General features: G+C 70.7%; 23 protein-coding genes. 12 read left to right on the top strand and 11 right to left on the bottom strand.

The features are described 5' to 3' along the window. Positions 1-41: 41 nt before the first annotated feature. The 3 genes from ispF to ACZ6IM_RS33995 form a co-directional block, all read right to left on the bottom strand. Positions 42-575 (bottom strand): 2-C-methyl-D-erythritol 2,4-cyclodiphosphate synthase, encoded by a 534-nt coding sequence (gene ispF / locus ACZ6IM_RS34005; protein WP_052842906.1) that lies wholly within the window; start codon positions 573-575, stop codon positions 42-44. Continuing rightward, complete coding sequence (gene ispD / locus ACZ6IM_RS34000; protein ID WP_469561979.1) at positions 565-1,353, bottom strand: 2-C-methyl-D-erythritol 4-phosphate cytidylyltransferase; 789 nt, start codon at positions 1,351-1,353, stop codon at positions 565-567. Before ispD ends, ispF begins: the two co-directional genes overlap by 11 nt. A 305-nt stretch (positions 1,354-1,658) precedes the next feature. After that, a complete protein-coding gene (locus ACZ6IM_RS33995) occupies positions 1,659-2,141 on the bottom strand; it encodes a CarD family transcriptional regulator (RefSeq protein WP_003953493.1) in 483 nt (160 codons plus the stop codon). 688 nt (positions 2,142-2,829) lie between these two features. Here ACZ6IM_RS33995 and ACZ6IM_RS33990 point away from each other — a divergent pair. Then, a complete protein-coding gene (locus ACZ6IM_RS33990; protein WP_469561976.1) occupies positions 2,830-3,558 on the top strand; it encodes a copper chaperone PCu(A)C domain-containing protein in 729 nt (242 codons plus the stop codon). Between the two features lie 124 nt (positions 3,559-3,682). On the opposite strand, the gene phoP is transcribed toward ACZ6IM_RS33990, so the two are convergent. Together phoP and phoR are read right to left on the bottom strand one after the other, a co-directional pair. Then, entirely contained in the window at positions 3,683-4,354 is a 672-nt protein-coding gene (phoP, locus tag ACZ6IM_RS33985) for a two-component system response regulator PhoP (protein WP_465269107.1), read from the bottom strand. A gap of 5 nt (positions 4,355-4,359) precedes the next feature. Then, complete coding sequence (gene phoR / locus ACZ6IM_RS33980; RefSeq protein ID WP_052842910.1) at positions 4,360-5,631, bottom strand: two-component system sensor histidine kinase PhoR; 1,272 nt, start codon at positions 5,629-5,631, stop codon at positions 4,360-4,362. Between the two features lie 214 nt (positions 5,632-5,845). Here phoR and phoU point away from each other — a divergent pair, with 214 nt between their 5' ends. The 5 genes from phoU to ACZ6IM_RS33955 all read left to right on the top strand — a co-directional run bounded on the left by phoU (position 5,846) and on the right by ACZ6IM_RS33955 (position 9,084). Next, positions 5,846-6,535 carry a phosphate signaling complex protein PhoU gene (phoU, locus tag ACZ6IM_RS33975; RefSeq protein ID WP_052842911.1) on the top strand — a complete coding sequence of 230 codons (690 nt, stop codon included), beginning with the start codon at positions 5,846-5,848 and terminating at the stop codon, positions 6,533-6,535. 150 nt (positions 6,536-6,685) lie between these two features. Beyond that, complete coding sequence (locus ACZ6IM_RS33970) at positions 6,686-6,841, top strand: hypothetical protein (protein ID WP_164883312.1); 156 nt, start codon at positions 6,686-6,688, stop codon at positions 6,839-6,841. 104 nt (positions 6,842-6,945) lie between these two features. Then, positions 6,946-7,194: an SCO4226 family nickel-binding protein gene (locus ACZ6IM_RS33965; RefSeq protein WP_052842912.1), complete on the top strand. Its 249-nt coding sequence runs from the start codon at positions 6,946-6,948 to the stop codon at positions 7,192-7,194. 171 nt (positions 7,195-7,365) lie between these two features. Further along, positions 7,366-7,740: an SCO4225 family membrane protein gene (locus tag ACZ6IM_RS33960; RefSeq protein WP_469561969.1), complete on the top strand. Its 375-nt coding sequence runs from the start codon at positions 7,366-7,368 to the stop codon at positions 7,738-7,740. A gap of 60 nt (positions 7,741-7,800) precedes the next feature. Continuing rightward, complete coding sequence (locus tag ACZ6IM_RS33955; RefSeq protein ID WP_469561966.1) at positions 7,801-9,084, top strand: lanthionine synthetase LanC family protein; 1,284 nt, start codon at positions 7,801-7,803, stop codon at positions 9,082-9,084. Here ACZ6IM_RS33955 and ACZ6IM_RS33950 read toward each other — a convergent pair. Then, positions 9,026-9,892, bottom strand: a complete 867-nt coding sequence (locus ACZ6IM_RS33950) for an SDR family NAD(P)-dependent oxidoreductase (protein WP_052842915.1) — start codon at positions 9,890-9,892, stop codon at positions 9,026-9,028. The genes ACZ6IM_RS33955 and ACZ6IM_RS33950 overlap by 59 nt on opposite strands. Positions 9,893-10,022: 130 nt before the next feature. Here ACZ6IM_RS33950 and ACZ6IM_RS33945 point away from each other — a divergent pair, with 130 nt between their 5' ends. Continuing rightward, positions 10,023-10,673: a TetR/AcrR family transcriptional regulator gene (locus ACZ6IM_RS33945; RefSeq protein ID WP_052842916.1), complete on the top strand. Its 651-nt coding sequence runs from the start codon at positions 10,023-10,025 to the stop codon at positions 10,671-10,673. Positions 10,674-10,767: 94 nt separating this feature from the next. Beyond that, positions 10,768-11,685, top strand: coding sequence for an AraC family transcriptional regulator (locus ACZ6IM_RS33940; protein WP_469561962.1), 918 nt, complete (start codon positions 10,768-10,770; stop codon positions 11,683-11,685). On the opposite strand, the gene ACZ6IM_RS33935 is transcribed toward ACZ6IM_RS33940, so the two are convergent. Beyond that, positions 11,660-12,040, bottom strand: coding sequence for a VOC family protein (locus ACZ6IM_RS33935; RefSeq protein WP_052842918.1), 381 nt, complete (start codon positions 12,038-12,040; stop codon positions 11,660-11,662). The two genes, ACZ6IM_RS33940 and ACZ6IM_RS33935, sit on opposite strands and share 26 nt — an antisense overlap. A 108-nt stretch (positions 12,041-12,148) precedes the next feature. Here ACZ6IM_RS33935 and ACZ6IM_RS33930 point away from each other — a divergent pair, with 108 nt between their 5' ends. Together ACZ6IM_RS33930 and ACZ6IM_RS33925 are read left to right on the top strand one after the other, a co-directional pair. Next, on the top strand, positions 12,149-12,547 hold the full coding sequence (locus ACZ6IM_RS33930; protein ID WP_052842919.1) for a cupin domain-containing protein: 399 nt from the start codon (positions 12,149-12,151) through the stop codon (positions 12,545-12,547). 247 nt (positions 12,548-12,794) lie between these two features. Continuing rightward, positions 12,795-13,511, top strand: coding sequence for a DUF6928 family protein (locus tag ACZ6IM_RS33925; RefSeq protein ID WP_469561957.1), 717 nt, complete (start codon positions 12,795-12,797; stop codon positions 13,509-13,511). Positions 13,512-13,715: 204 nt separating this feature from the next. Here ACZ6IM_RS33925 and ACZ6IM_RS33920 read toward each other — a convergent pair whose 3' ends face one another. The 3 genes from ACZ6IM_RS33920 to ACZ6IM_RS33910 all read right to left on the bottom strand — a co-directional run bounded on the left by ACZ6IM_RS33920 (position 13,716) and on the right by ACZ6IM_RS33910 (position 15,876). Next, entirely contained in the window at positions 13,716-14,666 is a 951-nt protein-coding gene (locus ACZ6IM_RS33920) for a MerR family transcriptional regulator (protein ID WP_469561954.1), read from the bottom strand. 110 nt (positions 14,667-14,776) lie between these two features. Then, positions 14,777-15,121 (bottom strand): hypothetical protein, encoded by a 345-nt coding sequence (locus tag ACZ6IM_RS33915; protein WP_469561951.1) that lies wholly within the window; start codon positions 15,119-15,121, stop codon positions 14,777-14,779. Next, the gene (locus tag ACZ6IM_RS33910; protein WP_469561948.1) at positions 15,118-15,876 is read right to left on the bottom strand and encodes a GntR family transcriptional regulator; all 759 of its coding nucleotides are present in this window, start codon (positions 15,874-15,876) and stop codon (positions 15,118-15,120) included. The genes ACZ6IM_RS33915 and ACZ6IM_RS33910 overlap by 4 nt, the downstream gene beginning before the upstream one ends. A gap of 323 nt (positions 15,877-16,199) precedes the next feature. Between ACZ6IM_RS33910 and ACZ6IM_RS33905 the strand changes: the two genes are divergently transcribed. Continuing rightward, positions 16,200-16,643, top strand: coding sequence for an ATP-binding protein (locus tag ACZ6IM_RS33905; RefSeq protein ID WP_052842922.1), 444 nt, complete (start codon positions 16,200-16,202; stop codon positions 16,641-16,643). Positions 16,644-16,718: 75 nt separating this feature from the next. Here the strand turns inward: ACZ6IM_RS33905 and ACZ6IM_RS33900 are convergent, their stop codons facing one another. Next, positions 16,719-17,480: a phosphoglyceromutase gene (locus ACZ6IM_RS33900; RefSeq protein WP_052842923.1), complete on the bottom strand. Its 762-nt coding sequence runs from the start codon at positions 17,478-17,480 to the stop codon at positions 16,719-16,721. A 161-nt stretch (positions 17,481-17,641) separates the two neighbouring features. Between ACZ6IM_RS33900 and ACZ6IM_RS33895 the strand changes: the two genes are divergently transcribed. Continuing rightward, the gene (locus ACZ6IM_RS33895) at positions 17,642-18,934 is read left to right on the top strand and encodes an MDR family MFS transporter (protein WP_052842924.1); all 1,293 of its coding nucleotides are present in this window, start codon (positions 17,642-17,644) and stop codon (positions 18,932-18,934) included. Positions 18,935-18,946 lie beyond the last annotated feature (12 nt).

Raw genomic sequence — 18,946 nt, 5'->3', positions numbered from 1 at the left:
GAACCCGCACGGCAGGCCACGCGGGGTGCCCCACCCCCGCCCTAAGACACCCGCACGACCAACGCCGTGGCCACCGCCATCAGCCCCTCCCCCCGCCCGGGGAACCCCAGCCCGTCCGTCGTCGCCCCCGACACGGACACCGGCGCCCCCACCGCCCCGGAGAGCACGGCCTCCGCCTCCCCCCGCCGCTTACCGATCTTCGGCCGCGCCCCGACCACCTGCACCGCGACGTTCCCGATCCGGAACCCCGCCGCCCGCACGATCCGCGCCGCCTCCGTCAGCAGCGTCACCCCCGACGCCCCGGACCACTCCGGCCGCCCGGTGCCGAAGTGCTGCCCCAGGTCCCCGACCCCCGCCGCGGAGAACAGCGCGTTGCACGCCGCGTGCGCGACGACGTCCGCGTCGGAGTGCCCGGCGAGCCCGGTCCCCTCGCCCTCCCACTTCAGCCCGGCGCACCACAGCTCACGCCCGTCCTCGAAGGCGTGGATGTCCGTACCGATCCCGACCTGCGGCAGCAGGGGCAGCCGCTCTCCCGCCCCGGAGCCCTCAGACCCCGCAAAGCCCTCAGAACCCATCGTTCAGCCTCCTGCGCGCCAGCACCGCCTCCGCGAGCACCAGGTCGAGCGGGCGCGTCACCTTGAACGCCTCCTCGTGCCCCGGCACCACCACCACCGCGAGCCCGAGCTGCTCGACCATGCTCGCGTCGTCGGTGACGTCGTCGGTCACCGCCCCGTGGGCCCGCACCAGCGTCGCGCGGTCGAAGCCCTGCGGGGTCTGCACGGCACGCAGCCGCGCCCGCTCCGGCGTCGCCACCACCGGCTCGGGGTCGCCCGGCACCGCGGCGGGCTCGACCTGCTTCACCGTGTCGGCGAGCGGCACCGCCGGCACCACGGCGGGCGCACCCTCCCGTACGGCGTCGATGACCGCGTCCACCGTGTCCACCGGCACCAGAGGCCGGGCGGCGTCGTGCACCAGGACGATGTCGTACTCGGGCGGCAGCGCGTCCAGGCCGAGCCGTACGGACTCCTGCCGCGTCTCGCCGCCGGGCACCACGAGGAAGTCCGTCCTCTCGGGCAGGGCGTGCGCGTCCAGGAGGCTCTTGACCTCGCCCGCGCCGTCGGGCGGGGCGACGACCACGACGAGGGAGACCCCGCGGGAGGCGGCCATCGCCCGGACCGCGTGGATGAGCATGGGCGTGCCGCCCAGCGCGCGCAGGGCCTTGGGGGCGCCCGGACCGAGCCGTACGCCCCGGCCCGCGGCCGGGATCACGACGGCGGTCCTGGGACGCGGACGGTCCGCGGCGGACGTCTCGGCAGACGTCTCGATGGGTGAGGGACGCGATTCGTCAGACATCGGTTCCTGTCAGGTTTGTGTGCTCGACCTAGTTGGGTATGGCCTCACCGTGCCGGGCGCGACGCCTTGACCGGACCCTTCCGTGACCCTGGTCGAGCCAGCAGCCCGGGCCCGGCACGCCAGGACCCGGGGAAACCTCCCGGGATGAGCGTACGAGGACCAAGGGCACCCGGACGTCCGGATGCCGGAACCCGTGTCCGGGTACGAACATGCCGCAGCGCCCGGCGACAGCAAGGATGTCATCGGGCACCGCGGCATTTCAGTGCGCTGAACCGAGTGGCTGACGGTCTGCGCCTCGCCTCAGGTCAGGAGGCGAGCACCTCGTCGAGCAGGGCCTCCGCCTTGTCCTCGTTGGTGTTCTCCGCGAGAGCCAGCTCGCTCACCAGGATCTGGCGGGCCTTGGCGAGCATGCGCTTCTCACCTGCGGAGAGTCCGCGCTCGCGCTCCCGGCGCCACAGGTCGCGCACGACTTCCGCGACCTTGATGACGTCGCCGGAGGCGAGCTTCTCCAGGTTTGCCTTGTAACGACGCGACCAGTTCGTGGGCTCCTCGGCGTACGGCGCGCGCAGTACTTCGAAGACCCGGTCCAGCCCGTCCTGACCGACCACATCACGCACGCCGACGAACTCCGCATTGTCCGCTGGCACACGTACCGTCAGGTCGCCCTGGGCGACCTTCAGCACCAAGTAGGTCTTGTCCACGCCTTTGATCTGGCGAGTTTCGATAGCCTCGATCAGCGCGGCCCCGTGATGGGGATAGACCACGGTGTCGCCAACCTTGAACGTCATGTGACAGGTACCCCTTCCGTGGCTATCCAGGGTAACACGGAAACGGCGTCTTCTGAATGGCGTTTTCGCAGGTCAGGGCATATCTCGGGGCTTGACAACAGCGACAGGAACGTGCTGCGCCGGGCCGGCGGAAGAAAGTATTCGCAGGTCGGAGCGGCTCTCCGGGCCGGGTGAAACACGCACGTCACACACATCCGGAGCCCCCGCCACCCGCCCGAATGTCCCGATATGTCCGGTTCCATGCGTGCGACTTCCGCTACTCCGTTCGGTGGCCGTGGCGGGCTTCCGGACGAATCCGGAATTGATCACGGAGCACCCCGGCCGGCCCGCCGGTGATCAATTTCCGGCCGCCCGCGCATTCCTTCACGGAAATTTCGCGCACCGATCCGCTACCTGTATGGCGGAGGGCTTCATAGCTGAATGTCGGACGAGTACGACCCGCTAAACGACCCGCCGGAACAACAAGGACCGGCGCCCGGACCCCATCGGGAGGGCACTCGCACCCCACCCGTACCGCGTCGCCACCGCGCCCGGGCGCTACCGCCTGCCGAGCGAAGCCGGGTGTCTTCGGGGAGGGTCGGGTGCGGCGGCCCGAGAACGGCTCGGTAGCCTAAGGCCGCTGACAGCCACTTAGGGCGGCTTTATCCGTTGCCGCCACCCCGCTCGAGTCCAAGGAGTTGCCGCCGCCGTGAGCAGCAGCCTTCGACGCGGTGCCCTCGCCGCCGCCGCCATCGCGTTCTCGATCGCCTCGCTCGCCGCGTGCGGCGCCGGTCACAACGCCCAGACGCTGGAGATCAAGCCGGACAACGCTGCGACCTCCGTGGGCGACATCAAGGTCCAGAACGCGGTCGTCATCACCCAGCCCGACCTGAAATCGACCGGCCCGGCCGTGGTCTCCGCCACCCTGTTCAACGGCGGCGACAAGGACCAGACCCTGGAGTCGGTCACCGTGTCCGGCACCGACAAGTCCGCCGAGCTGAAGCCCGCCAAGGGCGAGAAGGGCGGCCTGACCGTTCCGGCGGGCGGCTCCCTGGTCCTCGGCGGCAAGGACAACGCCGCCGCGGTCCTGCCCAGCAGCCGCGAGGCGATCCGGGACGGCAACGCGCAGAAGATCACCTTCAACTTCAGCGAGACCGGCGCCGTGAGCCTGCGCGCGTTCGTGGTCCCCGCCGAGAGCTACTTCTCCGAGTGGGGCCCGAGCGAGACCCCGGCGGCCCCGGGCGCCTCCGCGCAGCCCTCCGGTGAGGCCTCCGCGCAGACCTCGGGCGAGCCTGCCGACGGGGAGTCCTCGGGCGCTCCGGCGGACGGCGAGACCGCCGGTGCGGGCGGGTCCACCGGCCGGCCCTCCGGTGAGGCCACCGGCGACACCGACCAGACCGGCACGGGCACGGGCACGGGCACCGAAGCCGGCCACTGAGCACCGTACGGACGCACCGTACGGACGCACCGGCGTACGAGCGAAGGGCGGGACCTCTCCGTGAGGTCCCGCCCTTCGCCGTGTCCGGCGGCGGACGGCCCGGCCGCGGGGCCGGTGGGCCGGCCTACGGCTCGAACTTGTAGCCCAGTCCCCGCACCGTCACCAGGTACCGCGGCGCGCCGGGGTCGGGCTCGATCTTGGCGCGCAGCCGCTTGACGTGGACGTCGAGGGTCTTGGTGTCACCGACGTAGTCGGCGCCCCAGACCCGGTCGATCAGCTGCATGCGGGTCAGCACGCGGCCGGCGTTGCGCAGCAGCATCTCCAGCAGGTCGAACTCCTTCAGCGGCAGGTCGATCTTGGTGCCGCCGACGGTCACCACGTGCCGGTCCACGTCCATGCGGACCGGCCCGGCCTCCAGGGCGGCCGGGGCGACCTCCTCCGGCTCGCCGCGCCGCCGCAGTACGGCACGGATGCGGGCGACCAGCTCGCGGGAGGAGAAGGGCTTGGTGACGTAGTCGTCGGCCCCTATCTCCAGCCCCACGACCTTGTCGATCTCGCTGTCCTTGGCGGTCACCATGATCACGGGAACGTTCGAGCGGCCGCGCAGCTGGCGGCAGACCTCGGTGCCCGGCAGGCCGGGCAGCATCAGGTCGAGGAGCACGAGGTCGGCGCCGTTGCGCTCGAACTCGTCGAGTCCGTCGGGGCCCGTGGTCGCGATGGCGACCTCGAAGCCCTCCTTGCGGAGCATGTACGACAGGGCGTCGGAGAAGGACTCCTCGTCCTCGACGACGAGCACACGGGTCACGGAAGGACCTCCGGGGCGGGAAACGTTTCGTACGCGGATGTATGGGGGGATGAGGACGACCGCTCGGTCTCGTCGCTGAGCCCGGGGCGGTCGGACCGCTGCTGCGCGCGGTCGCGGGCTAGGCCCGCCTCCGGCAGTCGCAGGGTGAAGGTGGAGCCCTGGCCTTCGGCGCTCCACACCGTGACCTCCCCGCCGTGCGAGGCGACCACGTGTTTGACGATCGCGAGACCCAGACCGGTGCCTCCGGTGGCCCGGGAACGGGCCGGGTCGACGCGGTAGAAGCGCTCGAAGACGCGCTCCTTGTCCTTCTCCGAGATGCCGATGCCCTGGTCGGTCACGGCGATCTCGATCAGGTCGCCGCCGGGGGCGGCGACACGGCGGGCGGCTATGCCGACGCGGGTGCGGGCCGGCGAGTAGTTGACGGCGTTCTCGACGAGGTTGCCGAGGGCGGCGGCGAGCTGGCCGCGGTTGCCGCGTACGTGCAGATCCGCCGTTCCTCCGGCGGCCATGGTGATCTGCTTGGTGCCGGCCGCGTGCCGGCAGCGGTCGATGGCCTCGGCGACCAGCTCGTCCACCCGGACGGGCTCGGCGTCGTCGAGGGGGTCGTCGTTCTGGACGCGGGAGAGGTCGATCAGCTCCTGGACGAGGTTGGTGAGCCGGGTCGCCTCGATCTGCATCCGGCCGGCGAACCGCTCCACGGCCTCCGGGTCGTCGGCCGCGTCCATCACGGCCTCGGACAGCAGCGAGAGCGCCCCCACGGGTGTCTTCAGCTCGTGGCTCACATTGGCGACGAAGTCGCGCCGTACGGCCTCGATGCGGCGGGCCTCGGTGAGGTCCTCGACCAGCAGCAGCACCAGCCGCGAACCGAGGGGCGCGACCCGCGCGGAGACGGCGAGGGCCTCCCCCCGCCCGTTCCCGCGCCGGGGCAGGTCCAGCTCGACCTGCCGTATCTCGCCGTCCCGCCGGGTGTCCCTGGCCATCTGGAGCATGGGCTCGACGGCGAGCTTGCCGCCCCGGACCAGGCCGAGGGCGTACGCCGCCGAGCTGGCCTTCACCACCGCGTCGGCCTCGTCCAGGACGACCGCGGAGGAGCGCAGTACCGAGAGGACGGTGTCGACACCGGGCGGCAGCACGGGGTCCGTGTGCAGCGAGGTGCGGGTGGGGCGCTTCTGCTCCCGCTCGCTCCAGCGGAACGCCAGCACGGCGATGACACCGGTGAGCACTCCGGCGATCGCTGCCGCTGCGGCGACCGCCGCGTTCACGTCCATGTCTCCAGGTTAGGCACGGCGAACCGTCCCACCCCAGCCATCGGGGTGCGACCTCGAACACTCGTCGCCCAGAGTTCACCTTGGAGCCAGGGACGGTTCATTTGGGGTGCCGGAAACGGACGCGTACAGGCCGGAACGTGTAAGCGTGGGGGCACGGCGAGGGGCGCGAGGCCGTCTGCGAGCCCCCGAAACGGACGTACGAGAGGGAAACCTGATGCGGGACGCGTACCACGAGGAACTTGATTCGATCGGTGACGGTCTGGTGGAGATGGCCCGGCTGGTCGGGTCGGCCATCGGACGCGCCACGACCGCGATCCTCGACTCCGACCTGAAGCTGGCGGAGGCCGTCATCGAGGCCGATCAGAAGGTCGACGCCCTCCAGCACGAGCTGGAGGCCCGGGCGATAACCCTGCTGGCCCGGCAGCAGCCGGTGGCGACGGACCTGCGCATCGTCGTCACCTCGCTGCGGATGTCGGCCGACCTGGAGCGCTCGGGCGACCTGGCCCAGCACGTGGCCAAGCTGGCCCGGCTGCGCTACCCGGAGCGTGCGGTGCCGCACGACCTGCACGCCACCATCCTGGAGATGGGCCAGCTCGCCCAGCGCCTGATGGCGAAGGCCGCCGAGGTGATCATCACCAAGGACGTCGACCTGGCCCTCCAGCTGGAGCAGGACGACGACGCGATGGACCTCCTGCACCGCACCCTCTTCCAGCACCTGATGGACGACCGTTGGAAGCACGGCATCGAGACGGCGGTCGACGTCACCCTGCTGGGCCGCTACTACGAGCGCTACGCCGACCACGCGGTCGCGGTCGCCAAGCGGGTGGTCTACCTGGTCACCGGCGAGCACGCGGACGACCTCCAGGCGGACATCCAGCCGGCGACACAGGTCGAGGGGGCCTGAGCGCCTGGGGCCCGAGCGCCTGGGTCCCGCGCGCGTCAACGGCGCACTGGGGCGCGCGTTCGCTTCCGTGCGCCGTTGATGCGACGGCCGATCGGTGCGTGCAATGGACTCATACACCCGGGTCCCAGGCACCCGCTTCCAGGAGGAACCATGGCCGATTCCCCCAGCACGAAGCCCGACCCCGCGCAGGAACGCCCCACCGAGCAGCCCACCGAGATCCGCAGCCTCCCGCTGATCGCCGCCTGCGGCTGCGGTTCGGGCTGCGGCTGCGGCTGCCAGTCGGGCAGCCCCTGCCAGTGCGGCTGACGCGGTAGCGGCAGGCGGCGGACAGTGGTGTGACGGCCGGGTTCGCCCCGGCCGTCACACGGGCGCACCCTGGAAGAAAGACCCTGAAGGGGGTGCGAGGCACCATGGCTCACTTCATGGACGTACACCGTGGGATGCACGGCATCACCTCGGACCAGCTGCACCAGGCCCACCAGGCCGACCTCTCCCTGGAGAAGGACGAGGGCGTCCACTTCGAACAGGCGTGGGCGGACCCGGCGTCCGGCACGATCTACTGCCTCTCCGAGGGGCCGTCGGCCGAGGCGGTCCAGCGCGTGCACGAACGGGCGGGCCACAAGGCGGACGAGATCCACGAAGTCCCCCTGTCGGCATGAGCCGGGCAGGGCTCCCTCAGAAGGCGTGCCGGGCTTCCGGCCAGGTACCGCGTCCCGCGACTTGAGTACGGGTACTCAGGTCCGGGCCCCGCTCCCGTCCGACCCTGGAGACAGGAAGCCGGAAGCCTGGAAGCCGGACGTAGACGACGAGCACGGGGAGCCCGAGACCCGATGACGAAGACGAAGACGACCACCCTCACCACCCGGATACGCGCCCTGACCCGCCTGAGCGTCACCAACCGGGTCTCGGCGGTCTATCTCGGCCTGGTCGGCGGCGCGATGGCCGTCGCCGCGGCGCAGCCCCTCTTCGCGACCGGCCCCGACGCGTCCCTCATCTGGGTCTGGCCGGCCCTGTTCACCTTCCCGGCCTTCGGCTTCGTGGCCTGGCTCGGCGAGGCGGGCTGGGGCGGCGACGCCCCGACGTGGTTCTTCATCGGCGGCATCGTGCTCTCCGCGCTGGTCCAGTCGCTGGCCCTCGGGGCGGTGTGGCGGGCCCTGCGGGGGCGCCGGGGAGGCCGCGCGCATCACCTGACTACGGCGAACTGACGACGGTGAACTGACCCCGCCGCCCCATGGGGACGGGCCCCCGGGTGCGAGAGTGACCCCATGACGGCACCAGGAACCACGGTCGTGGCGGTCGACGAGGCCGAGGACATCGCGGTGGACGGGCTGCGCTGGCTGACGGCGACGGCACGCAAGACCCCCGACGGCGGCCTCGCCTGGCCGGTCAGACCGTCGGAGGACGCCGTGGAGCCGATGCTCTACAACGGCACGGCCAGCACCGTCCCCGTACTCCTGGAGGCGTGGCGGCACTTCGGTGACGACGCGTACGCCGACACCGCCCTGCACGCGGCCCGCGACCTCGCCGCCCGCGTCGACGACCTGGACGACGACTCCCTGTACTTCGGCCGCACGGGGCTGGCCCTGGTCCTGCGGTCCGTCCACGACTCACTGGGCGACACGGCCGCGGGCGACGCCGCCGACCGCGCCCTGCGCCTCGTCCGCTCCCGTTTCGACGGCACCCGCTGGGGCGAGCTGTTCGAGCTGATGGGCGGCAACGCGGGCATCGGCCTGGGCGCCCTCCTGTGCGGCGACCCCGACCTGGCCGTCCTGGCGGTGGAACCGTACCTGCGGACGGCGGAGCAGACCTCGAACGGCGTCCACTGGCCCCACCGCCCCGGTACCGACTCCCGCCTGCACCACGTCTCGCACGGCACCCTCGGCATCGCCCTGGCCCTCGCCCGCGTCGGCGGCGCCACCGGCCGCGGGGACCTGCTCGACCTGGCGCTGTCCGCCACCGCCGACGTCGTGGCGCGGGACTCCGAGGGCCCCGACGGCTTCCTGGCCCCGCACTCCACCCCGCAGTTCCTCCCCGACCTGATCGACCCGGTCAGCTACGGCTGGTGCCACGGCCCGTCCGGCGACGCCCAGCTCTTCCGCACCCTGCGGGACGTCACGTCCGACCCCGCCTGGACCGCCCTGGCCGACCGCTGCTGGCACACCGTCACCCACTCCGGCCTCCCCCGGCGGCTGCGCCCCGGCTTCTGGGACAACAACGGCCGCTGCTGCGGCACCGCGGGCGTCCTGGCCCTGGCCTGCGACCGGATCGCCGAGCAGCGGGACGCGTCCGACTTCGCCGACGTCCTGGTCACCGACCTGACCGCCCGCGCGATCCGGGACGGCGAGGGCGCCCGCTGGTCCAACGTCGACTTCCGGTCCACGCCGGGTGAGCTCGAACCGCAGACCGGCTGGGCGATGGGCAACGCGGGAATCGTCCGCGAGCTGCTCCGCTACGTACGCCTGGCCCGTGGCGGCGATCCGGGGTACGCCTTCACGTGGCCGGACCAGCCGCCGGTGGCCACCGCGCCGGGTCGACCGCCCGCGCGGTGAGACGGTGCAGGCGCAGGGCGGCGTCCCGGTCGAAGGCCGCTCCCTTCAGGGCGAGTCGGCGTGAGGTGCGGTAGGCGGTGAAGGGTTCGCCCGGGGGTCCGTCCAGGAGACGGACCATGGGGGCCACCGCCTTGGTCACGGGGGTGGCGAACAGGGCGAAGGCCGCCTTGGTGACGGTGCGCAGGGGCTGGGGCAGGTGCTCGGGCATCCCGGTCGCCACGACTCCGGGGTTGTACCCGACGTAGCGGACCGGCGTTTCGGGGTGGACAGCGCCGAAGGCGACGCCGAGCAGGTCGTTGGCGCGGAAGGACTGCAGGGTGGCCCTGGTCCCGCTGTACCCGTTCTCCAGCTGCAGGTCGTCCCAGTGGATCCGGCCCAGCGGAGTGCCGGGGGTGCCGACGTTCATGATGACGGGCCGCGGGGCGGACTCCAGCGCGTGGCGCAGTCCGTGGCTGAGGACGTACCGGCTCAGGTAGGCGAGCGCGAAGCTGTGCTCGAACCCCTCGGCGGTGACGGTACGGGGCCCGAAGAGCCGGTACCGCTGGGCGCAGAGGACGAGCTTGTCGACCGAGGGGCAGGTGCTCTCGATCGCGGTGACGAGTTCGCGGGCGGTCCGGACGGAGGTGAGGTCGCAGGGCAGGAAGACGGCACGGCCGCCTGCGGAGAGCGCCGCCGCCTCGGCGAGCAGGGCTTCGCCCTTGGCGGGCGTACTGCCCACGGCGATCACCCGCTCCCCCTGGCGCAGGTAGTGCAGCGCGAGCCCCTTGCCGAGCCCGTCGGTACCTCCGGTGATGACCACGGTCCGCATCCCCAGCTCCTCAGCCATATGTGGATATGCCATATCCGCTTACTGGCATCGGGACGGTACCACGGATCCCACTCGAAGCGGATACGATCTATCCGATTGTGCGGTCAGGGCGGCCGGCAGAGGGGCGGGCATGAGCAGCGAGCGAGAGGCCGGGGAAACGGACGCGGCACCGGCACCAGCACCGACGGCGGCACCGGCGCGCCCGCTCCGGCGCGACGCGGAGCTGAACCGCCGCCGCATCCTTCAGGCAGGGCGGGAGGTCTTCGCCGTACGCGGGCTGCAGGCCACGCTCAACGACGTCGCGCACCACGCCGGGCTCGGAGTCGGCACCGTCTACCGCAAGTTCCCCGACAAGCAGGCACTGGCCGAGGCCGTCTTCGGCGAGGAACTCGAAGAGATCGCGGCGATGGCACGGGAGGCCCGGGACGCGGACGACGCCTTCGGCGCCCTGGCCGGCTTCCTGGAGAAGGCACTGGCACGGGCGGCGCACAACCGCGGGCTGCGCGAACTGATGCGCCGGGGCACCGTGGAGGGGGCCGCTCTCACGCGGGCACGGCAGGCGATCACCGCGCACTGCGAGCACCTCCTGGCCCGGGCGCGCGCCGAGGGCGCGCTGCGCGACGGGGTCACCGAGGCCGACCTCGCGCCGATCGCGGCGATGATCGACGCGGTGATGGCGCTGCCCGCCGAGCAGCCGTCACAGCTGTGGCGCCGCTGTCTGGTGATCGTCCTCGACGGACTCCGCAGCTACCCGGGCCAGGCGCAGCTGCCCGGCCCCTGACCGGCGGGGGCGGCGGGCGCCGACCGAACCGAACCGCAGCGATCGGGCGCCGTGGCGGCGCCCCCTGCCACGGTGGATGCCGAAGGGAGGCCTCATGATCTCGGCACTGAACCACCTGGTCGACCTGGTCGAGGACCGCCTCGGCGAGGAGCCGGACGTCCCCGCGCTGGCCGCGACGCTCGGCACGACCGAGTACCACCTGCGTCGGATGTTCTCGTCGCTGGCGGGCATGCCGCTGTCGGAGTACGTCCGCCGGCGCCGCATGACCGTCGCCGCCGCCGACGTCGTACGGGGCGGGGACGACCTGCTGGGCATCGCCGTCCGGTACGGATACGGCTCCACGGAGGCGTTCGGGCGCGCGTTCCGGTCGGTCCACGGCGCCGCCCCGCGCGACGTACGCCGTGACGGAGGCCCCCTTCGGACACAGCCGCAGCTCAGGTTCCGCCTGACCGTCGAGGGGAGCACCTCCATGGACACCCGTTTCGCCGACCGCCCCGCCTTCCGCCTGATCGGACACGCGACCCGCGTCCCGCTGATCCACGAGGGCGTCAACCCGCACATCCAGCAGCACATCGCCGCACTCCCCCAGGAGGCCCACGCCCGCCTGAAGTCCCTCGGCGACACGGACCCGGCCGGCCTGCTCCAGGTCTGCGACGACGTGGCCCAGGACAGTGCGGAGGGCACGGAGCTGACCTACCTGCACGGCGTCGCGGTCTCCGGGGACACCCCGGCCCCCGACGACCTCGACGCCATCGAGGTTCCGGCCGGCACGTGGGCGGTCTTCCGCAGCTCGGGCCCCTACCCGGACGCCCTCCAGACCACCTGGGCGGCCACCGCGTCCGAGTGGTTCCCCTCCAACCCGTGGCGCCTGCGCCCCGGCCCGTCGATCGTCTCCATCCTGGACCGGGCGGCCGACTTCACGACGGCGACGACGGAGCTGTGGCTCCCGGTGGAGGGCCTGAGTTTCTGCATGCTCAGAGGGGACTTCAGAGGGGCCCGAGCCGGGCCTTGAGCAGACAGAACTCATTGCCCTCGGGATCGGCGAGGACGTGCCACGACTCCTCGCCGGTCTGCCCGATGTCGGCCGGCCGCGCCCCGAGCTTCAGGAGGCGTTCCAGCTCGGCGTCCTGATCCCGGTCGGTGGCGTTCACGTCGATGTGCAGCCGGGACTTGCCGGGCTCCGGCTCGTCCCGGCGACTGAGGATGATCGTCGGCTGCGGCCCGCCGAACCCCTCACGCGGCCCGATCTCGAAGAACTCGTTCCCGTCACGGTCCAGCACGACGAAGTCCAGCACCTCGCACCAGAACCGCGCCAGCACCTCGGGGTCGCGACAACCGAGCACAAGCTCACTGATCCGACATGCCATGGACGAAACCTGCTCTCAGTCTCGGAATCACCGGTACGAACGCGCTGGTGACCGTACCTGGAGGGGCGGACGGGGGCGAAGGGTTTTCCACTGCTAGCTTCCGGAACCATGACGGACAGCGTGTACGTGGGCAACGCGGGCAAGGACGCCGCACTGGACCGGGGCTGGCTGCTGGGGCACTTCAAGGAAGCCTCCGACCCCCGGCACAGCGAGGACGTGGAGATCAAGTGGGGCGTCCACCCGAAGGGCGACGAGCGAGCCCACTGGGTCACCGGCGAGGACCGCACCGCCTTGCAGGTCCTGATCAGCGGACGCTTCCGGGTGGAGTTCCCCGGCCGCAGTGTCGTCCTCGCCGAGCAGGGCGACTACGTCGTGTGGGGCAGGGGCGTGGACCACTCATGGTACGCGGAGGAGGAGTCCGTGGTCCTGACGGTGCGGTGGCCGTCGGTGCCGGGGTACGCGGTCGCCGACGGGGCCGATCCCGGCGCCCAGGACGCTGGGAACTGAGAGTTCACTCGACGGCGCCGGACGCCCCCGTAGGCTGAGCGCCCGCCGCACTGCTACGGATACAACGTGGCCGACGTCATGGTCTACGTCTGCGAGATCGGAAAGCCAGCACCTGCGGCAGGATTCAGGGCTGAAGCACGGAAAAGGCCCACTGAGCGGCCTCGGACGGCCCGGAGACGGCCCAGCCGGACAGACAGGTCGAGCTGGCTTGTCAGTGCGTGTGGCTAGGGTGCGCCCACTGTTTCGCATGACGCTCTGGGGAGGGGCTTTGGGAGCCAAGACGGGGCTGTTGGTGTACGCGGACGGCGACGTGCCGGGGTTGCTGCGGCGCGTGGGGACCGCGGACCTCGACCGGACGGTCACCATGATGCGGCGGCTCTACCCGGGCCGGGAGATCGAGCAGTGCGAGGGCACGAACCTCTGGGACGGCGTGTACCCCCCGAAGGGGACAGTGTGCGCGGCGAGCTGGCCGGGCGTGGAGGTCGTCGGTGATCAGGAGCTAATGATCGACACCCCCTCCGAACTTCCGGAACACCTCGTGGCGGCGAGTGCCGGCCGACGGCTCGTCCTGCACGCCATGCACAGCGTCGTCGACTGGCTGGCGTTCGCCGTGTGGGAGGACGGTCGCCTCGTCCGTTCCCTGAGCCTGTCACCGGACAGCGGCATCATCGAGAACATCGGCGAACCGCTCCCCTTCGAACTGCCCTACTGGTCCGGCGACCGTCCAGCGGACATCATCCCCTGGCCCGGCGAGGAGCAAGAGCCGTACGCTCTGCCCTTCCACCCCTTGGAGCTGGGCGAGGACGCGCTGCGGGCGCTCTGCGGCTTCATCCAGGCGGGCCGTCCCGAGCCCGACGACGTGGACGCGGATGCCATCGAGTTGTACGGATTCCACCTGCCAGCCCCACACAGCAACTGGGACGCGGGTGCCGCCTTGGGCTACTGCGGTTCTCACCCATGGTGATGGTCGGCATACGTTCGGCCTCGTCTGCCCCTTCGTGGGCGATGTCACGCAGTCAGACACTCACCACGCTGCCGTGCCGTTCACTGTCTTGTTCTGACAGCGACTGCCGGATGTCGCTTCGAGGGCCGTCACACCGTCGAACGCTCCGAGATCCTCACGGCGTGATCGGAACCGCGAGGATCGGAGCGACGGGCAGGCGTGGGACTACTGCACGCGGGGCTGTGGGGTGTGAGTACGCAGGGCTTCCGTGAACCACGTGAACACCGGTGCCAGACTGGGCGGAACGGGCCATCCGTTGATGACGGCCAGCAGGTGCCAGTAGCGTTCCGCGCGGGGGTCGCCGGCGATTTCCAGGCGGGTCAGCAGCCAGTGGCGCAAGTCGGAATCGTTGGCGCGGCTGAAGGTTTGCGCGTAGCGGTCGGTGAGGCCGTCGATGATGCGTGCGGCCTCGGCCGAAGCCGGAGCGATACCGGCATCGAGCGCGCGGCCGACGCGGTCGCGGACAGTCTCGGTGAGGTCGTGGTGCAAGCCGGTGACGTCGCCTTGGGCGCGCTCGGCTGCCTGATACTCCGCCATACGCCGGACAGCGGCGCGGAAATCGGGATCCCGGGTGAGTTCGGCGAGTTCCACCCAGGCGTCGACCTGGTGGGGTTCGGGGTCGTCCGGCAGTTCGGGCATGGCCGAGCGCATCATGTCGACGAAGTCGGCGTTGGCGTCGAACCCGCCGAAGGTGTCGTCGATGAAGTCGGTGATGAGGCGTCGGCGTTCGTCGTCGGAGAGCTTGGCAAGCTTGTGCATGAGGTCCATTTCCTCGGGCGTGGAGCCCCGTTTGGCCACCGCTCGCAGCACCGCGCGCCGCAGTCGCAGAGTGCGGATCTGCACCTCCAGGGCGTCGGCGTGTGCGGCCGCGACCTCAGGCACCGAAACCTCCCGGTCCAGCACCTGCCGGATGACAGCAAGGTCGAGGCCCAGGTCACGCAGGGTCCGTACCAGATCCAGACGCGCCAGAGCGCCGATGTCATAGAGACGGTAGCCAGCCGGGCTGCGGTCCGTCGGCGGCACGATTCCGGTGTCGGAGTAGAACCGAATGGTCTTGACCGTCAGCCCGGTCCGCCGGGCCAGGTCCCCGATCGTGAAGAGCGTGTCGCCGTCCATGCCTGCACCTTCGCGCCTCCCCCTACGGGAGACTCAAGCCCGGTCTCGCTGTTGGGTGCCAGCCTTCGATGCCAGGCACTTGAGATGCCCTGACAGCTTCACAGTGACCACTAGGGAGTGATCCAGTCGGCCCAACCAAACGTGAACTTGTAAGCGGCGCGCACTGCGTCACGCCCACGGCTACCCGCCAGAACCGCCACGCACAGAGCCACAACGAACAGCGCGGCAAAGGATCCCCCGATGATCCCGCCAGTACGGGGTGCCCCAACGGCTCCCACAAACACACTAACGGTGATCACAATCGCCAAGCCCATGTGAGCAACGGGCAATCCCACATGAAATAGATTCCGCATCGCACCCTGCGAGGCCCGCACGTCCGCGTTGTAGCGATCTCTCGCCAGATCAGGATCGGCATGCGGCCCTTCCGGCCATTGCTGCTCCACCAGCACCCTCACGCGTCGAAGTCGTACTCCAGGATGTAGGAGGCGGCGTCCAGCGTCATTTCGTTGATCTCGAGCGGGCGGCCTTCGTCCGTGAACGCGGTGCGGCAGACGAGGATGACCGGGGTGCCCGCGGACATGGCCAGCTGAGTCGCCTCGTCCTGCGACGGCATGCGAGAGCGGATCTCCTCGCGGAAGTGCACCGGCTCGTAGCCGAGTTCGGCGAGTCGGGCGTACGTACCGCCCGGTCCGGTGTCCTCCTGAGTGATCGCGGAACCGGCGACCAGTGACGTGGGCAGGTAACTCGTCGCGAGCAGGACCGGCTTGCCGTCCAGGACGAAGCGTCGGCGCCGCACGCACACCATCTCCTCCTCGGCCAGGTCCAGGACCGCGGCGACGTTGTCGGGCGCGGCTTCCTCGGACACCGCGACCTGGTCCACGTCGAGTGAGCGGTTCTCGATGTCGGTCGACCAGATGGACCGGCCGTTGCCCCACTGCTGCTGGGCCAGACGTTGAATGCCCCGACGACGGAGCGGGCGGAACTCCCGGACGAACACGCCGGCGCCCTTGCGCGCCTCGGCGACGCCTTCGTCCCTGAGGACGCTCAAGGCCTGGCGGGCCGTCATGCGGGCCACGCCATGCGCGGCCATCAGGTCGTTCTCCCCCGGGAGTCGATCACCGGGACCGTATTCGCCCGACCGGATCGCTTCGCGCAGCGTGTCCGCGATCCGCTGGTACTTGGGCCGTCGGTCGTCTCCGGCGTTGGCCATCCCGTGAGCCTCCTCTCCTTCTCTAGACACCTTAGGCCACAGGTTGGGGCATCGCTCGATGCGAGTAGTGCACGGGACTCCAAGGGCAGCGTGGCAACCGAGACTTGACGTCTCTAGAGATGTTGGCCACAGTACCTGTCTAGATATGTCACGATGACTGCCTGAATGAGGGGTGCTGTATGCCGTCGTACGGGATCAGGCCTTCGGCTGCCGTGGAGTCAGCGGAGAAGGAGAAGGCGCCACTTCGAAAGCCCATCAGCACGGACAGAGGGAAGCGCTGTCACCCTCCTTGCGGGCTCAGCAGCAGCGGGGAGTGAGTACGGGTGTCATACGCGATCGACCGTTATCCGTGTGAGGAGTCGCCGCGCCTCGGCGCGATGACGCTGCACCCCGTCGTCGAGTCCGTGCCCCGGGCCCGGCGCTGGTTCCGGAAGTTCCTCACTCCCTACCAGCCGATCTGTTCGGTCGACGACTGTGTCCTGCTGCTATCGGAACTGGTGACCAACGCCGTCGTCCACGGCAAGTCGGACGCGCCCTGGCTCGTCCGGGTGGAGTGGTTCCGCCTGGGAACCTCACTCCGAGTCGAGGTGCACAATCCGGGGCTCCCGGAGAGTGTGCGGCTGAGGTGTCCGGACGCCGACGACGCTCACGGGCGCGGGTTGCTGCTGGTCGACTCCGTCGCCGACTCGTGGCACTCCGGTCCCAGCCGCTTGGGCGGAACGGTGGTCGCCTTCACGATGGCCGAGGCCTGGCCGCCGTCTTCCTGATACGACGGACGGGCGCACCAGAAAGCCCTCGCCCCCGCGATGCAGCCGCAGGGATGAGGGCCTACTGACGTGGACCTACTTCTTCTTGCCCTGGTTCTTGACCGCCTCGATCGCCGCCGCAGCCGCGTCCGGGTCCAGGTACGTGCCGCCCGGGTTCAGGGGCTTGAACTCGGCGTCCAGTTCGTAGGACAGCGGGATGCCCGTCGGGATGTTCAGGCCCGCGATGTCGGCGTCGGAGATGCCGTCGAGGTGCTTGACCAGGGCGCGCAGCGAGTTGCCGTGGGCGGCGACCAGGACCGTGCGGCCGGTGAGGAGGTCGGGGACGATCGCGTCGAACCAGTACGGCAGCATGCGGCCGACGACGTCCTTCAGGCACTCCGTCTGCGGGCGCAGCTCCGGCGGGAGCATCGCGTAGCGGGCGTCGGAGAACTGGGAGTACTCGGCGTCGCGGTCCAGCGGCGGCGGCGGGGTGTCGTAGGAGCGGCGCCACAGCATGAACTGCTCCTCGCCGAACTCCGCGAGGGTCTGCGCCTTGTCCTTGCCCTGGAGGGCGCCGTAGTGGCGCTCGTTCAGGCGCCAGTGGCGGTGGACCGGGATCCAGTGGCGGTCGGCGGCCTCCAGCGCGAGCTGGGCCGTGCGGATCGCGCGCTTCTGGACGGACGTGTGGACCACGTCGGGCAGCAGGCCGGCGTCCTTGAGCAGCTCGCCGCCGCGCGTCGCCTCCTTCTCGCCCTTCGGGGTGAGGTTGACGTCCACCCAGCCGGTGAACAGGTTCTTCTCGTTCCACTCGCTCTCGCCGTGGCGGAGGAGGATCAGCTTGTACGGTGCGTCGGCCATGGGTCCGAGCGTAATCGAACCCCCGGACGCCGTGCTCGTCGCGCCCGGTGGGCGGACGGTTGACGGGAAGTGTTAATTGAATGGCTTCCGGGAGGGGCCGTTCGTAAGTTGTGCTTACCGCATCAGCCGCTTACAGCCGTCTCAGCCATCTCGGGGGACCCATGTCAGTCGCCGGACTCACCGGACTCAGACGTGCCGCACGCGAAACCGTCTCCGGGCTCCCCCGCGAGTTCTGGTGGCTGTGGACCAGCACCCTGGTCAACCGGCTCGGTGCCTTCGTCGCCACCTTCATGGCGCTGTACCTCACCATCGACCGCGGCTACTCCGCCTCCTACGCCGGTCTGGTCGCCGCCCTGCACGGGCTCGGCGGGGTCATCTCCTCGCTGGGCGCCGGGGTGATGACCGACCGGCTCGGGCGGCGGCCGACACTGCTCGTCGCGCAGGCCTCCACGGCCGTGTCCGTCGCGCTGCTCGGCTTCATGCGGGACCCGGTGGCCATCGCCGCCGTCGCCTTCCTGGTCGGCATGGCGAGCAACGCCTCCCGGCCGGCGGTGCAGGCGATGATGGCGGACATCGTGCGGCCCGAGGACCGTATCCGGGCGTTCTCGCTCAACTACTGGGCGATCAACCTCGGCTTCGCGATCTCCTCCATGGCGGCCGGGTTCATCGCCGAGGTCAGCTATCTCGCCGGGTTCCTGATCGAGGCCGGGATGACGCTCGTCTGCGCCGTCCTGGTCTTCGTGAAGCTGCCCGAGTCGCGGCCCCAGGAGGAGAAGACCGCCGACGTCCCGGGCGGCAAGGAACCGGCCGTCTCCCTGTTCACCGTGCTGCGCGACGGGCGGTACATGAGCGTCGTGGGGCTGTCCTTCCTCGTCGCCGTGATCTTCCAGCAGGGGTATCTGGGACTGCCCGTCGCGATGGGCGAGGCCGGGTTCACGCCCGCGGACTTCGGGCTTGCCATCGCCGTCAACGGCGTCCTGATCGTCGTCCTTCAGATTCCCGTCACGCGGTTCATCGAGCACCGGGACCCGCGGCTGCTGCTGGTGGCATCGTCGCTGCTGGCCGGGTACGGCTTCGGGCTCACCGCCTTCGCCGGGTCGGTCGGCGTCTTCGCCCTCACCGTGTGCGTGTGGACGCTGGCCGAGATCGTCAACGCGCCGACCCAGACCGGGCTCGTCGTCCGCCTCTCCCCGGTGCACGGACGCGGGCGCTACCAGGGCATGTACACCATGTCCTGGTCGGTCGCCGCCCTCGTCGCCCCGCTGATGTCCGGGTTCGTCATCGACCGCTGGGGCGCCGAGTGGCTGTGGGGCATCTGCGCCGTCGTCGGCACGGTGGCGGCGGCCGGGTACTGGTGGCTCATGCGGAGCCTGCCGGACGACCGCGACGAGACACCGGTGGCCCAGGAGGCGTCCGCCGCCCCCGCGCCCCGGGTCGACACCAGCGCCGTCTGATCCCCCTCCGCG

It is taken from the genome of Streptomyces sp. NPDC042336 (genome assembly GCF_055581985.1).
Note: the sequence above shows the minus strand (reverse complement) of the source record. Positions and strands in the feature narration are given on the sequence as shown.